We start from the raw sequence: 13,193 nt of genomic DNA, 5'->3' as shown, positions 1-13,193 counted from the left end.
ACCATCTGGTGTTCATGGGTCCCGGACAGCCGCTGCGCGGCTCCCCCGATGACACGAGTTGATGAGATCGATGCTCGCCGACCAGCTGAAGCCCTGCGGCCCCGTCATCGACGCCAAGGCCGCCGCCCGCGCCCGCGAAATCATCGGGGAGACGCCGCGCATCGATGAGGCCTGGCCGGCTCTTGAGCCGGTGTTCGGCGCCTCCTCCTATCTGGCCAGCCTGGGCCGCCGCGCCCCCGCCATGCTCGGCCGGCTGCTCGAAGCCGAGCCCGACGCCCAGCTCGCCGACATCCTGGCGCGCACCGCCGCGGCTGCAGGCCTGGACACCGACGCCGCCTCCGTCGAACTACGTAAGCTGAAGGCCGAGCTGCACCTCCTGACCGCCCTGGCCGACCTTGGCGGCGTCTGGGATCTCGATGAGGTCACCGGCGCCCTGACCCGCTTCGCAGACGCGGCGGTTGGGGCCTCACTGACCGTCGCCGCCCGCGCAGAGCTCCAGGCCGGCCGCCTGACGCGCGTAGGGGAGGGCGAGCATGGGCCCGTGCCCGGCTGGTTCTGCATCGCCATGGGCAAGCAGGGCGCCTTCGAGCTGAACTACTCCAGCGACATCGACGTCTCGGTCTTTTTCGATCCCGACGCCCTGCCGCTGGCCGAAGGCGTGGAGGCCCAGGCCTTCGCCGTCCGCCTGACCCAACGCGTGTCCGAGCTGATGCAGGCCAAGACGGCCGATGGTTACGTCTTCCGCATGGACCTTCGCCTGCGGCCGGACCCATCCTCGACCCCGCCGGCCGTGCCGGTGCCGGCCGCCCTCGAGTACTACGAAAGCGTCGGCCAGAACTGGGAGCGTGCGGCCTTCATCAAGGCGCGCCCCTGCGCCGGCGACATCCCGGCCGCCAAGGCTTTCCTCGCCGAGCTCGCCCCCTTCATCTGGCGCAAGCACCTCGACTTCGCGGCCATCGCCGACATCCACTCCATCAAGCGGCAGATCCACGCCCACAAGGTGGACGAGCGGATGAGCGCCAAGGGCGTCGACCTCAAGCTCGGGCGCGGCGGCATCCGCGAGATCGAGTTCTACGTCCAGACCCAGCAGCTGATCCTGGGCGGCCGCAATCCGGCGCTGCGCAGCTGCCGCACCCTGGACGCCCTGCAGGCGCTCACCGACGCCGGTCACGTGGAGCCGGCCACCTGCGCCGAGCTGGCCGAAGCCTACCGCACCCTGCGCGCCGTCGAGCATCGCATCCAGATGCTGGCGGACGAGCAGACCCATCGCCTGCCGGAGTCCGACAACGACCGCCGCCGCGTGGCGGCTCTCTCCGGCTATGACCGGCTGCGCAGTTTCGACGCCGCCATCACCCGCATCCTCAAGACCGTGAACGGCCGCTACGGCGAGCTCTTCCCGGAAGAGGAGCCGTTGTCCTCCCGGTTCGGCAGCTTGGTCTTCACCGGCGTCGACGACGACCCGGAAACCCTGGCCACCCTGGCGCGGATGGGCTTCCCCAATCCGAACCGCGTGTCCCAGACCATCCGCAGCTGGCACCACGGCAACATCCCGGCGACCCGCACCGAACGTGGGCGCGAGCTCTTCACCCGGCTGGCGCCTCGCCTGCTGGAAGCCGCCAACGCCACCGGCGCGCCGGACACCGCCTTCAACCGCTTCAGCGACTTCTTCTCCCGTCTGTCCTCGGGCGTGCAGCTTCAGTCCTTGTTCCTGGCCCAGCCCAAGCTCTTCGAGCTGGTGGTGCAGGTCATGGCCTTCGCGCCGCGGCTGGCCTCGACCCTGGCGCGCCGGCCCGCGGCCATCGACGCCATGCTCGACAGCGCCTTCTTCGAGGACATCGACGTGGAGGAGGACCGCGCCGTCATGGACGTCGCGGTGCGTCGCGCCGGCGGCTTCGAGCCCGCGCTCGATGCTGTACGCCGTGTACATCGCGAGCAGGCCTTCCGGGTCGGCGTCCAGGTGATGAGCGGCTCGGCCACCGCCGAGCAGGCCGGCCGCGCCTTCGCCGACCTGGCCGACCTCTGCATCCAGGCCTTAGGTCCCGCCTCCCTGGCCGAGACCATCCGCATCGGCGGCGATTTCGCAGGGCAGGTGGCCGTCGTCGCCCTCGGCAAATGCGGCTCGCGCGAGATGAGCGCCAGCTCCGACCTCGACCTGATGACCCTCTACTTGGCCGATGATCCCGCCGCCATGAGCGAGCTGAAGGGCTGGGACGCCGCCACCTTCTACGGCCGCTTCACCCAGCGACTGATCGCCGCACTTTCCAGCCAGACCGCCGAGGGAGGTCTGTATACCGTCGACATGCAGCTGCGCCCCTCCGGCACCAAAGGCCCCGTCGCCGTCAGCTGCGCCGCCTTCGAGAACTACTACCAGGGCGAGGCTGAGACCTGGGAGTTCCTCGCCCTGACCCGCGCCCGGGTGGTCTGGGCCAGCTCCCCCGACTTCGCCCAGCAGGCCTGCGAAGCCATCGAGCGCCAGCTCCGCCGCCCCCGCGACCGCAAGCGCACCGCCGCCGAGGTCCGCGAGATGCGAGAGCTCCTGGAACGCGAGCGGCCGCCCAAGGGCGACTGGGACCTCAAGCTCTCGCCCGGCGGTCTGGTCGACATCGAGTTCGCCGCCCAGTTTCTCCAGCTGGCTCACGCCCCCGACGGCGGACCCTTGAAGCCCAACACCGCCGAAGCGCTCGCCGCCTTCCGCGAAAGCGGTCTCGCCCCTGCCGAGCCGCTCAAGGCGCTGGCTCAGGCCTGGCGCCTTCAGCAGGACCTGAGCCAGCTCCTCAAGGTCGCCCTGGAGGACAACGCCGACCCATCTGCCGAGCCCAAGGCCTTCCGGGCGCTGCTGGCCCGGGCCGGCGGCGTGCGCGAGTTCCGGGTGCTGAAGACCCGCCTGGAAGCTTCCCGCGCTGCGGCCCGCGGCGCTTACGAGGCGATCGTCTGTCCCTGAGCGACGGAGAACCGGTGCTGGGGCGTTGAAGCAGAGGGACGGGCAAACAGCTCTCCAAGGATCTCAGATGAAGACCATGCTTCTCACCCTCGCCGCCGTGGCCGTTGCGACCAGCGCCGCCGCCCAGCCGTCCGGCCGCAACCCCGACGCCGACGGGGATGGCAAGGTCACCATGGCCGAGTTTCAGGCCATGCAGCCCGGCCGCTTCTTCGACCGGCTCGACAAGAACGGCGATGGCCAGATCACGGCCGCGGAAGCCGGCGACGGCCCCGGCGCCCGCATCTTCACCCGCTTCGACACCAACAAGGATGGCGCTGTGACCAAGGCGGAAGCCGAGGCCGCGGCGGCTCAGACCTTCGCTGCAGCCGACCTCGACAGGGATGGCGCGTTGTCGGAGGAGGAACTCGTCAATCTGCGCCAGCAGATGCAACGTGGCCGTCCCTAGAACCAGTTGGCCGCTGAAGGTCGGGGGCAAGGTCGCGTTTGACGGGCGATCCGGACGAGGCGCTGCTGGCGCGCGTGGCGAAGGGCGATCCCGCCGCCGTGCGCGCCCTCATGGCCCGCAAGCTTCCGCGCATCCTGTCGCTCGCCCAGCGCATGCTGGGCGACCCCGCCGAGGCAGAGGACGTCGCTCAGGAGACCTTTGTCCGGATCTGGAAGCAGGCGCCCAAGTGGAAGCCGGGCGAGGCCAAGTTCGACACCTGGCTGCACCGTGTCGCGCTGAACCTCTGCTACGACCGGCTGCGGCGTCGGCGCGAGATCGCCACGGACGCGCCGCCCGAGCAGGTGGACGAGGGGCCTGCGCCGGACCGCCGGCTGCTGGCGGCGGACACGAGCGTGCGGGTGTCGGGGGCATTGCAGCGCCTGCCCGAGCGGCAGCGGGAAGCCGTCGTGCTCTGCCACTATCAGGAACTGGGAAACATCGAGGCCGCGGCGATCATGGGCGTCAGCGTCGAGGCGCTGGAGAGCCTGCTTTCGCGCGCCCGCCGGGCCCTGCGGGGCGCGCTGGCTGACATGGTGGAGCGTTAGGTGAACAGAGAGCGGTTCGAAGAACTGGCGCAGGCTTACGGCGGGCAGGTCGCCCGCTGGCCGGAGAGCGAGCGCGACGCCGCAGCCCTGCTGATGGCGGCCGAGCCCGAGTACGCGCGCCGCACGCTTGCGGAAGCGGAGCAGCTGGACGCATTCCTGGACGCTTGGCGACCGAAGCCTGCTTCGGCGGCCCTGATGGACACGGTGCTGGCGGCAGCGCCCAAACCACGACGCGAGCCGCGCTGGCGGGGCTGGCTGATGCCAGCCGGCTTGGGCGCGGGACTTGCTGCGGCCTGTGCGGCGGGGGTGCTGTTCGGGGTTCAGCTCGAGCAGCGGGCCACCGGCGCCAACAGCGCGGGCGCCGCTGTGGCCGAGCTCGACCTTTCCGGCCTGTCGGAGGACGTCTGATGAGCCGGAAGGCCCTGCTGATCGCCTTGTTCGTGTCGCTGACGGTGAACGTCTTCGTGGTGGGGGCTCTGGCGGGCGCCGCCCTCACCAACCTGCGCCCGCCGCCGCCGGAACGCAGCCGGGGCGGAGGTCCGATGGGGCCCGCCGTGGCCGCCCTTTCACCGGGGGCGCAGGAGGAATGGCGTTCGGCCTTGCGCGATGGCCAGCCGGGCGTCGCGGCCCGCTTCCGGGAAGCGCGGATGATCCGTCGCGCGGCTTGGGCGCGGCTGGGAGCCGATCAGGTGGACACCCAGGCCGTGCTTAAGGAGCTGGAGCGCGCCCGAGCGATCGACGGGGAGACCCGCGCCGAACTGGACCGTCGGATCGTCAGCTTTGCGGCTGGCTTGACCCCAGAGGATCGGAAGCGGTTCGCGCAAGCCTTGGCGCAGCCGCGCGGCGGCCCGCGCGAGCGGCGTGGTCCCTCAGGCGGCGGCGCTGCCTTGGGTGGCGGCCACCCCGGTCTGCTGGACCGGTAGCGAGAAGCTGGCGGTCGTACCCCGGCCGGGCATGCTCTTCAGGTCGATGAGGCCGCCGTGCATCTCGACCAGAGACTTGCTCAAGGCGAGGCCCAGGCCGGTGCCCTGGGCTGTCTTCGACTGCTGGCTCTCGATCTGTTCGAACGGCCGGGCGAGCCGCGCGAGATCGTCCGCCGAGATCCCGATGCCCGTGTCCTCGACCGCCAGGCGCACCCGCTGCCCCAAGGTGTCCTCCCGCAGTTCGGCCCAGACCGTGATGCGACCGCCGCGGGGGGTAAACTTAATGGCGTTGGACAGCAGATTGAGAAGCACCTGCTTGACGGCCCGGTAGTCGGCCTCGACCTCCGGCAACTCCGGCATGTGCACCGCCAGCGCCAGCCCGGCAGTCTCGGCGCGGTTGCGGACCAAACGGACGGCGTCTTCCGCCACCTCCTGAATGGAGATCGGCTCGAAACGCAGGCTCATCTTGCCCGCCTCGATCTTCGACATGTCCAAGATGTCGTTGATGAGAGCCAGCAGGTGCTGGCCGGACCCCAGGATGTCCTTGGCGTAGTCGTGGTAGCGGCGATCGCCCAGCGGTCCGTACATCTCCGCAGCCATGATCTCGGAGAAGCCGTTGATGGCGTTCAGCGGCGTGCGCAGCTCGTGGCTCATGTTGGCCAGGAACTCGCTCTTGGCCTGGTTGGCGGCCTCGGCCCGGACCTTTTCGGCTTCGTACTTGCGCGCCAGCTCGGACAGCTGCTCCTGGCTGCGCTCGAGGTTGGTGACGGCGCGGCGCAGCGCCTCCTCGTTCAGCCGGCGGGCTTCCTCCTGCGCCTTCACAGCGGTGATGTCGGCGGCAGTCACCACCAGCCCGCCCTCGGCGGTGCGGCGTTCCGAGATCTGCACCCACCGCCCATCGGCCAGTTCGGCTTCCTTGACGCCGGTGCGATCGCCCGGCGCTGCATATTGACGCCGGATCGCGGTCTGAGAGGCTTCGTCCACGACGTCTCGCGTCGCGCCAGGCGTCAGGACATGGGCGTCCAGCCGGAAGAAGCTGCGGAAGTTGCGGTTGCACATGACCAGCCGGTCATTGCGGTCCCACAGCACAAACGCTTCCGAGACGCTCTCGATTGCGTCCCGTAGCCGGGTCTCGGCCGCCTGCGCGCGGGCCTGAGCCAGCCGCTCCTCGGTCACGTCCAGAGCGACGCCGATGATGCGGGCGTAACCGCCTTCGGGGCTCTCGCCGAATCCCTGGCCGCGTGCGTCGATCCAGACGGGGCGGCCGCCGGTCAGGCTGGGCACGCGGAAGGAGACGTCGAAGCCGCCATAGACGGCGGCGGCGCGAAGAGCGTCGCGCAGTCCCTCGCGGTGGCCTGGGGAGACGCGGTCCAGCACCTGCTGGCCGTCCACGACGCCGCCGCGCCAGCTGAACAAGGCGGCTGTGACGTCGGACATAAAGATCTTGTCCTCGGCCAGGTCCCACTCCCAGATCCCGCAGCGGGCGGCTTCCACCGCCATCCGGAATCGACGCTCGGAGTCGTTGAAGGCCAGATGCGCCTGTTCGACCCGGCGCGTCTCGGCGATCAGCAGGGTGCCCAGCAGGAAGGCCACGCCCAGGGGGGCGAGAAGCCAAAGCAGCTGCTCGACCGGGCTTTGAGGGCCCATGCGCAACCGAATGACCGCAAAGGCGGTGTAGACGGCCAGCATGACAAGGCAGGCCAGGATCGCGATGCGCGTGAAGCGATGGCTCGGTGAGCGTTCCACGTGGGAGGGCGCGGCCGAACGGCCGTGCATCTCGGCCGGAGCCGAGCTTTTCCCCCCGCGTTTAGCCAAGCCGCGCCGCTCCTCAAGCTAGACTGCAAGCACCCCGGTGCGGACTCTACGGTGCGTCGGCGAATCCGTCACCAGGGGCTAGCGCGGCGTTCAGTCCTGGGCGTCCTGCGCCAGGGCCCGGGTCGCAAGTTCGTAGACGTTCTTCGACAGCCCTGCCGTCGCGGCGATCCGCTCGAGTTCCGCGCGCATCAGGGCACCGAGCTCGGGCTTGTAGCGCCGCCAGCCGCCGAGCGGGTCGACAAGGCGGGCGGCAATCATCGGATTGAATCGGTCCACGGCCAGGATCTGGTCGGCCAGGAACCGGTAGCCCGCGCCGCTCGGATCATGGAAGCGCGCCGGATTGAAGTTCGCGAAGGTGGAGACCAGCGCCCGCAGGCGGTTTGGGTTCTTGGTGTCGAATGCGGGATGGGCCGTCAGCCCCATGACCCGGCCAATGGCGGTCTCGCTGGGGTCGCGCGCCTGCACGGCGAACCACTTGTCGATGACCAGCGGCTCCGACGTCCAACGCTCGTAGAAGTCGGCGAGAGCCTGCCCGAACGCCTCCCCCCCAACCTGCATCAGGGCGGACAGGCCGGCCATGGCGTCCGTCATGTTGCCGGCCGCCTCGAAGTGACCATGCGCGTAAGCGGCGTTATCCGAGCGAGGATTAGCCAGCAGCAGGTCCAGCGCGGCGTTGCGCAGGGCGCGTCGACCGGCCCCCTCTGCATCCGGAGAGAATTCGCCGAGATCCTGCAGACCGTTGTGCAGTTCGCGCAGCTGCGACTCCAGATGCACTGAAAGGCGGGTCCGGAGCGCGTCGCGCGCCTCATGGATGGCCTGCGGATCGGCGGGGCTCATGACCAACGCCAGATCGGGTTCGGACGGCAGGGCGAGCATGAGCGCCTTGAAAGCCGGATCGGCCGACTGGTCCGACAGGGCGCGGCCGAGCGCGTCTGCGTAGCGTTCCTCGTTCACCTCGTCCGGGCTGCCGGCGGCGCGACGCAGGATCAGGTCTCGCGCCAGTTCCTGCCCGGCCTCCCAGCGGTTGAACAGGTCCGGATCTGCTGCGAGCAGGACGTACTTGTCCTTGGGCTCCAGATCGGTGGTGAGCACCACGGGAGCCGAAAAGCCGCGAAGCGCGGAAATGACCGGGAAGCGATCGACGCCAGTCAGGGTGATGCTCGCCTGGGGTTGATCCAGGACAATGACCGTTTCGTCTTGCGGCTCGCCGTCATGCTCGAAGCGCAGCGGGCGGCCTTCGCCATCGAGTAGGCCGAAGGCGATCGGGATCGGCAGCGCCTGCTTCACCGGCTGGCCCGGCGTGGGCGGCGTTTCCTGCGCGAAGTTCAGCGTCAGGGTCTTGGCCGCCTCATCGTACTGGCTCTCCAGGCTCACCCGCGGGGTGCCGGCCTGTTCGTACCAGGCGAAGAAGTGCGACAGGTCGCTTCCCGAAGCTTCCTCGAAGCACTTGATGAACGCTTCCACCGTGGTGGCGTGACCGTCCCAGCGTTCGAAGTAGAGGTCCATGCCGGCCCGGAAAGCCTCCGCGCCCAACAGGATCTTGAGCATGCGGATGATCTCGGCGCCCTTCTCATAGATGGTCGCCGTGTAGAAGTTATCGATCTTCAGATAGCTCGAGGGACGCACGGGGTGGGCGAGCGGACCCTGGTCCTCAGCGAATTGCCGGGCCCGCAGGGCCTTCACGTCCTTGATCCGCTGGACCGCGTGACCGCGCATGTCGGCCGAGAAACTCTGGTCGCGGAAGACGGTCAGGCCTTCCTTGAGGCAAAGCTGGAACCAGTCGCGGCAGGTGATCCGGTCGCCGGTCCAATTGTGGAAGTACTCGTGGGCCACGACGCTCTCGATCCGCTCGAAGTCCGCGTCGGTGGCGGTGGCGGGGTCGGCCAGCAGCAGGGAGCTGTTGAAGATGTTCAGCCCCTTGTTCTCCATGGCCCCGAAATTGAAATCGCGCACAGCGACGATCATGAAGAGGTCGAGGTCGTATTCGCGGCCGAACGCCTCCTCATCCCACCTCATGGAGCGCTTAAGGGCGTCCATGGCGTAGGCGGCGCGCGGGGCCATTCCCGGATCGACGAAGATCTTCAGTTCGACCGTGCGGCCGGTCATGGTGACCAGACTGTCCTCCAGGACGTCCAGCTCGCCCGCCACCAATGCGAAGAGATAGCTGGGCTTCAGGAACGGGTCATTCCAAACCGCGTAGTGGCGGCCGCCCTCCAGTTCGCCCTGCTCGATCAGGTTGCCGTTGGACAGCAGGTGACGGAAGCTTCGGTCCGCCTCCACCCGGACGGTGAAGCGGGACAGAACATCCGGCCGATCCGGCCAGAAGGTGATCTTCCGGAAGCCCTCGGCTTCGCACTGCGTGCAGAACCGCCCCCCGGACATGTAGAGGCCTTCGAGAGCCTTGTTGTTCTCCGGATCGATCTCGACCTCGGTCTCCAGCACGAAGGCATCAGGGGCGCTGGGGATCGTCAGCCCCTCGTCATCGATGGTGCGTTCGCCATCGGACAGGACCCGGCCGTCAATTGCGACGGAGATAGGCTTCAGGCGCTCGCCGTTGAACCTTAGGGGCTCCGAATGCTCCCTGTTTCGCCGCACCTGGAGCCGCGCGGTCACCCGCGTGGCGGTGGGGTGCAGGTCGAAGGTCAAGGCAACCTCGTCGATCAGGAAGGCGGGCGGGCGATAGTCCGAAAGGCGAATGGCCTGAGGCGTGTCGGTGCGCATAGAGGGCATCTATTCCTTGCGAGGCGGCGGCGCCAGGGCGGGCCTGCCTCAACTCCCGGCCCCGCCCAAGGTTCGCAGGCCTGGGCGTGAGACGGCTTGAGCCAAATCAAGGCCAAGCTTCGACGAACGCGCGAGGAACCCCTCGCGCGGCGTTCTTGCCGCCGATGGGGATAGCCATGAAAAAGATTGCTCTCGTCATGACCGCCGGCGCAGCGCTTGCGCTGGCCGGAGCTGCGAACGCGCAAGACTTCACGCCGAAGGCCGCCGGCACGATCCTGCTGAACGTCCGCGTCACCAATGTTGCGCCCGACGTGGGTGACGACATCACGACCCTGGCGGGCCGGCCGACCGGCCTGAAGGCCGATGTGAGCGACGACGTCATGCCAACCATCGGTCTGAGCTACTTTCTCACCGACCACGTCGCCGTGGAGGCGATCGCCGGTACGACCAAGCACACGATCAAGGCCAAGGGGCCGGCCACGGACCTCACAGTCAAGCAGACCTGGGTCCTCCCGCCGGTGGTGACGGTGCAGTATCACTTCGCGCCCGGCGCGAAGGTGAGCCCCTATGTCGGTGCGGGCGTGAACTACATGCTATTCTACAACGACAAGGACCAGAACGGCTTCCGCCTGAAGGTGAAGGACGGGTTCGGCACGGCCCTGCAGGCCGGGGTCGACGTGGCCACCAGCGGCCGCTGGAGCGTCAACGCCGACGTGAAGAAGATCTTTTTCGACACCACCGCCACCGACGGTGTGAACGGCGTCACCTCGAAGGTTCGCCTCGATCCGTGGGTCGTCTCGGCGGGCGTCGGCTACAAGTTCTAGTCCGGGCAGGGGCCGCAGCGTCAGAACGTCTGCGGCCTTCCGACCACGCCAGGCTAGGTCACGCAGGCCTCGACCTTGGCGATCAACTCCGCGAAATCGACTGGCTTGGCGATGCAGCCGTTCATGCCCACCGAGGCATAGACGTCGAGCTGATGGGACAGCGTGTTGGCGGTGACCGCCAGGATGGGGATGGCGGCTTCGGGTCCCGGTGACGCGCGGATCTCCTGAGTGGCGCTGACGCCGTCTTTTACCGGCATCTGGATGTCCATCAGGATCAGATCGTAGAGCCTTCCCCGTGTGGCGTGGACTGCTTCGGCGCCATCACTCACCACGTCGCACTCGTGCCCTTGCGCGGTCAGCACAGTCTGGACCAGCAGCCGGTTGCCCTCGTGATCGTCGGCATAGAGAACCCGCAGCGCCCGCGTGGCTTCAGCCTGTTCTTCCGAAGTTGGCTGCGGCGCCGCGGCGCTGAAAGCGGGAGCGGCGTCGGAGTCTACGTCCGAAAGGGCGATGAGCTCGTTGATCATGCGGAGCAGGCCGTCGCCCGCTTCCATGACGCGGTCGAGATGGCCGCGCTGCTCCGCGTCCAGCGAAGTCCGGCGAAGCAGTTCGCCGAAGCCCAGCACGCTGTTCAGGGGCGTGCGCAGCTCGTGGCTCATGGTGCTCAGGAAGCGCTGCCGGGCAGCCGCGCGCTCGGCCCTCTGTTCGGCTTCCACCTGGGCCGTCACATCGCGTTCGCTGAGCAACAGGCTGGACTGACCCGTCACCGGGTCCAGCAGGGCGCGGGCTTCCAGGTGATGGATGCGCTCGCCGGCGAGGGTGCGGACCGGTACGAACTCGGCATGCGGCGCGGCGGCGAGAACCGCCTCCAGAACCTCCTTCCCGTGCTCAGGGTTCTGAAAGCGTCCGATGAAGTCCAACGCACCGTAGGCGGCGAATGCGGCAGGGTTGCTGAAAAGCGCCGCGCCGGCCGTGTCGAACAGCGTGACCAACGTCGTTGTGTGGCGCAGAGCCTCGACCGCGCGACGCTCCTCCGGCTCGACCTCCGCCGGCACGGCTTCGAACAGCAAGGCCTGAAGCCCAGGCGCGACCTCGAACGCCGAGATCGCGGCTTCGACGGTCACCGGCTTGCCATGCGGATAGTAGGTCCAGCGTTCGTGAACGGTGTCCCCATTTGCGGTGGCGTTGACCAGGCGCTGCAGGCGGCGCTGCACGGCGTCCGACTGCTGGGAGAAGTCTCGCGCCATGAGCGCATCTGGGTTCGCAGCGCCCCAGAGTTCGGCTGCGGCCTGGTTTGCGTAGAGCTTGCGCCGCTGTGTCGGGTCAAACAGCCAGACGGGCCGGCGGAGGCGGTCCCAGCCTGCGTATTCGACCGGACGTGGATCGGACGTGGAAGCCAAGGCGGCGCTCCGGATTCGGAGCAAGTCTCGCCGAACTGAGCTTTATCAACGCTTAAGCGGGTGTTCGCCTACGCGATCAGCGCCAGCGGGCGGGTCGCCGGCCGCTGGGCAATGAGCTGGCTGTAAAGGCGGGTCAGGCCTTCGAAGGTTGTATCCCAGCCGTGCCGGGTCTCAGCACGGTGCCGCGCCGCTTTGGAGATCGGCTCGAGATCGCGGGCGAAGAGCGCTTCGATCGCTTCGGCCAGGCCGGGGCCGTCGGCCACCCGCGCCAGCTGGCCCACGGTGGCATCGACAAGCTCGCCGACGCCGCCTCGCATGGGGCCGACCACAGGAAGGCCGGCGGCCATGGCCTCCAGCACCACCAATCCGAAGATCTCGTTCTCGTTGGCGTGCAGGAAGGCGTCGCAGCTGGCGATCATGCCGGCCAGCTTGATGGGGTCGCGTTCGTAGTCGTGGACGATCACTTGCGAGGAGTAGCGGGCGTCCTTGCCGGCGCCGACCAGCAGCAGGCGGTATGGGTCGCCGAGGCGCTCCACCGCGTCGATCATCGACTCGATGTTCTTCTCGCGGGCCGGGCGGCCGGCGAAGACCAGCAAGCGGATGTCGGGCGACAATCCCAGTCGCTTGAACAGGCGCGCGCGGTCGGCGCGGCTGGGGTGGAACAGCTCGGTGTCGACGCCCAGCGACTGCACCGTCAGGCGCTCCACGCCGGCTTCTTCCAGGCGCGAGGCGATATGGCGGCTGGGCGCCACCACGTGGTCGAACCGCTGATAGGCCTGAGCCCAGAAGTTGAAGGTGGGCGCTTCAGCCCATTCGCCGAAGTGCAGGGCCGCCAGGGCCGCCGCATCGGTGTGGCAGAAACCCACGACCGGCACGCCCAGCGCTTCGCCTGCTTCCAGTGCAGCATGGCCAGGCACAAAGACGTCGCCGGCTTCGATAATCTGCGGTTGCAGGGTCTGAAGGATGGTCGCCCATTTCGTCAGGCTCGCCGGCATTCGGTAGCCGTCGCCGAAGGGCAGGCGGGCCGCCGCGATGGTGACCAGCCCGTCGCCTTCAACCTGGGTGCGTGGCCCTGGCACCACCAAGCTGTGCTGGATGTCCGGACGACGCTTCTGCAGCCAGGCGCGCTTGGCCATGAGGTAGCGTTTCACGCCGCCCGATTTGGGCGCGTACATCATGGTGGTGTCGAGGAGGTGGAAGCCGGCGCCCGGAGCGGCGGGCGCTTCAGCCGGATCAAGCCGGATGAGGTTCTCGTGCTCGGCAGCCGTGACGTCGAACACGCGGCGCGCCCTCTGCTTTTCGATGCTCGTGGAAGCCGCAACGAACAGAGCGGCAGAGCGATCCCGCCTGCGCTGCCGCAGCCCGCGCAGCTTGGTGGCGCGGGTCGGGCTCACAGGTCTGTTCCAGAGCTTCGCCAGTGGTCTCGTCCTTCGCCGGTGCGGCCGCGTCACGGCCCCTCGTCGGAGCGACCGCCCTTGGTATCAGCAGATGGCCTAAGCCGTCATCCGGCGGCTTATTATGCCGTTTTGATGCCGCTCAA

At 68.4% G+C, this 13,193-nt stretch carries 10 protein-coding genes; 6 read left to right on the top strand and 4 right to left on the bottom strand.

Features of this window, described 5'->3' with window-relative positions; genetic code table 11:
- Positions 1 to 61: 61 nt before the first annotated feature.
- From DJ018_RS01660 to DJ018_RS01640, 5 genes are all read left to right on the top strand, one after another.
- Positions 62 to 2,941, top strand: a complete 2,880-nt coding sequence (locus DJ018_RS01660; protein WP_111513061.1) for a bifunctional [glutamine synthetase] adenylyltransferase/[glutamine synthetase]-adenylyl-L-tyrosine phosphorylase — start codon at positions 62 to 64, stop codon at positions 2,939 to 2,941.
- A gap of 67 nt (positions 2,942 to 3,008) precedes the next feature.
- Positions 3,009 to 3,386: an EF-hand domain-containing protein gene (locus tag DJ018_RS01655; protein WP_111513060.1), complete on the top strand. Its 378-nt coding sequence runs from the start codon at positions 3,009 to 3,011 to the stop codon at positions 3,384 to 3,386.
- A 38-nt stretch (positions 3,387 to 3,424) separates the two neighbouring features.
- On the top strand, positions 3,425 to 3,970 hold the full coding sequence (locus tag DJ018_RS01650; protein ID WP_111513059.1) for an RNA polymerase sigma factor: 546 nt from the start codon (positions 3,425 to 3,427) through the stop codon (positions 3,968 to 3,970).
- Positions 3,971 to 4,378 (top strand): hypothetical protein, encoded by a 408-nt coding sequence (locus tag DJ018_RS01645; protein ID WP_111513058.1) that lies wholly within the window; start codon positions 3,971 to 3,973, stop codon positions 4,376 to 4,378.
- Positions 4,378 to 4,893, top strand: coding sequence for a periplasmic heavy metal sensor (locus DJ018_RS01640; RefSeq protein ID WP_111513057.1), 516 nt, complete (start codon positions 4,378 to 4,380; stop codon positions 4,891 to 4,893). The genes DJ018_RS01645 and DJ018_RS01640 overlap by 1 nt, the downstream gene beginning before the upstream one ends.
- Here DJ018_RS01640 and DJ018_RS01635 read toward each other — a convergent pair.
- Both DJ018_RS01635 and pepN read right to left on the bottom strand, forming a co-directional pair.
- Positions 4,840 to 6,708, bottom strand: a complete 1,869-nt coding sequence (locus tag DJ018_RS01635; protein WP_276309801.1) for a sensor histidine kinase — start codon at positions 6,706 to 6,708, stop codon at positions 4,840 to 4,842. The two genes, DJ018_RS01640 and DJ018_RS01635, sit on opposite strands and share 54 nt — an antisense overlap.
- A 90-nt stretch (positions 6,709 to 6,798) precedes the next feature.
- On the bottom strand, positions 6,799 to 9,429 hold the full coding sequence (pepN, locus tag DJ018_RS01630) for an aminopeptidase N (protein WP_111513055.1): 2,631 nt from the start codon (positions 9,427 to 9,429) through the stop codon (positions 6,799 to 6,801).
- Between the two features lie 176 nt (positions 9,430 to 9,605).
- On the opposite strand from pepN, the gene DJ018_RS01625 reads away from it, so the two are divergent.
- Positions 9,606 to 10,253: an OmpW/AlkL family protein gene (locus DJ018_RS01625; protein WP_111514622.1), complete on the top strand. Its 648-nt coding sequence runs from the start codon at positions 9,606 to 9,608 to the stop codon at positions 10,251 to 10,253.
- A gap of 53 nt (positions 10,254 to 10,306) precedes the next feature.
- On the opposite strand, the gene DJ018_RS01620 is transcribed toward DJ018_RS01625, so the two are convergent.
- On the bottom strand, positions 10,307 to 11,653 hold the full coding sequence (locus DJ018_RS01620) for a response regulator (protein ID WP_111513054.1): 1,347 nt from the start codon (positions 11,651 to 11,653) through the stop codon (positions 10,307 to 10,309).
- 68 nt (positions 11,654 to 11,721) lie between these two features.
- The gene (locus DJ018_RS01615; protein ID WP_240609427.1) at positions 11,722 to 13,047 is read right to left on the bottom strand and encodes a glycosyltransferase; all 1,326 of its coding nucleotides are present in this window, start codon (positions 13,045 to 13,047) and stop codon (positions 11,722 to 11,724) included.
- Between the last annotated feature and the right edge of the window lie 146 nt (positions 13,048 to 13,193).

The sequence above is a fragment of the Phenylobacterium deserti genome (genome assembly GCF_003254705.1).
GTDB classification, from domain to species: domain Bacteria; phylum Pseudomonadota; class Alphaproteobacteria; order Caulobacterales; family Caulobacteraceae; genus Phenylobacterium; species Phenylobacterium deserti.
The sequence above is the reverse complement of the archived record's forward strand: the minus strand, read 5'-3'. Positions and strand labels throughout refer to the sequence as shown.